The organism is Pseudoroseomonas cervicalis ATCC 49957 (assembly GCF_000164635.1).
GTDB classification, from domain to species: domain Bacteria; phylum Pseudomonadota; class Alphaproteobacteria; order Acetobacterales; family Acetobacteraceae; genus Pseudoroseomonas; species Pseudoroseomonas cervicalis.
In genome coordinates this window covers 1-1667 of the sequence record NZ_GG770844.1, presented here as the reverse complement: position 1 = coordinate 1667, position 1667 = coordinate 1, and the positions used below count along the sequence as shown (strand labels likewise).

At 75.8% G+C, this 1667-nt stretch carries 1 protein-coding gene and 1 pseudogene; both read left to right on the top strand.

Annotation, left to right across the window (positions count from 1 at the left end; all coding sequences use genetic code 11):
• A partial coding sequence (locus HMPREF0731_RS19560) for a M16 family metallopeptidase (protein WP_007005946.1) occupies window positions 1-1321 on the top strand: 1321 nt, incomplete at its 5' end.
• A pseudogene (locus tag HMPREF0731_RS19555) lies at window positions 1318-1667 on the top strand (M16 family metallopeptidase); the annotation flags it as partial. The gene HMPREF0731_RS19560 and the pseudogene HMPREF0731_RS19555, both read left to right, overlap by 4 nt.

The following is a 1667-nucleotide window of genomic DNA, read 5'->3' as shown; positions in this document are numbered from 1 at the left end:
GGCGCCGCCACGCTTCGCCGCGCCGCCGGGCGAGCGCCCGCTCTTCGGCGCCAGCCAGTGGACGCTGCCCAACGGGCTGACCGTGCTGCATGCCGAGAACCGGCGCGCCCCGGTCGTGGCGCATTACGTCTTCTACAGCGCCGGCGCCGGCGAGGACCCGGCGGGCAAGTCCGGCCTCGCGCATTTCCTCGAGCACATGATGTTCAAGGGCAGCCGGAACGTCGCCTCCGGCGTGTTCTCGCGCCGCGTGGCGCGGGAGGGCGGGCAGGACAACGCCTTCACCTCGCGCGACGTCACCGCCTACCACCAGCATGTCGAGGCCACGCGGCTGGCGCTGGTGGCGGGCATGGAGGCGGACCGCATGGCCACCGCCCTGTTCCCCGCCGACGAGATCGAGGCCGAGCGCCAGGTGGTGCAGGAGGAGCGCCGCCAGCGCACCGAGAGCACGCCGCGCGGCCGCTTCCGCGAGGCCTGGGACGCCGCCTTCTGGGGCCGCCAGCACTGGCGCGGCCGGCCGCTGATCGGCTGGCCGGACGAGATCGCGGCGCTGTCGCGCGACGACATGCTGGAATTCTACCGCCGCTACTACACGCCCGCCAATGCCACGCTGGTGGTCACCGGCGCGATCGCCCGCGACGAGCTGGCCAAGCTCGCCGAGCAGGATTACGGCGGCATCCAGGGCCGCCCCGCCCCCTATGACAAGGCGCGGCGCGACCGCGCCCCCGCCCCCTCCGTGCCGCAGGACGACCGGCTGGTGCAGCGCGACCCGAGCGTGCGCGAGGCGGTGTTCCTGCGCGGCTGGATCGCCCCGTCGCTCCCGGCCGGCGGCGAGGCGGCGCGGCATTGCGACGCGCTGGAGGTGCTGGCCCACCTGCTCGGCGGCGGCCAGGGCTCGCGCCTGCACAAGGCGCTGGTGGAGAGCGGCCTCGCCGTCTCCGCCGGCTGCGCCTATGACGGCGACGCCATCGGCATCGGCAATCTGGAGATCTACGTCACCCCGCGGCGCGAGGCCTCGACGGCGGCGATCGAGGCCGCGGTGGCGGCCGAGACCACCCGCCTCCTGGACCAGGGCGTGACCGAGGCGGAGGTGGCGCGCTCCAGCCGCCAGCTCACCGCCGGCACGCTGCTGGCGCTGGACAGCCTGGGCACCGCGCCGCGCATCCTGGGGAGCGCGCTGGCCAATGGCATGCCGCTGGAGAGCATCGAATACTGGCCGGCGCGCATCCGCGCCGTCACCCGCGCCCAGGTCGAGGCCGCGGCGCGCTTCGTGCTGGCCCGCCCCGCCATGAGCGGCTGGCTGCTGCCGGAGGGCGCGGCATGAGCGGCAACACCACCACCCCGGCCGCCGGGGCCAGCGGCTTCTCTCTGCCGATCCAGGTGGTCGAGGGGGGCGGCTTCACCGCCTGGCTGGCCGAGGATCATTCGGTGCCCGTGGTCAGCCTGGCCTGGTCCTGGCCGGGCGGCGCCGCGCTGGACCCGGCCGGGCAGGAGGGCGCCTCGGCGCTCGCCGCCGGGCTGCTGACCGAGGGGGCCGGCGATCTCGACGCGCTGGCCTTCGCCGATGCGCTGCGCGACGAGGGCATCGGCCTGGATTTCGGCGCCGACCGCGACAGCTTCAGCGGCAGCCTGCGCGCCCTGGCCCCGGCCCTGCCCGAGGCGGTGCGGCT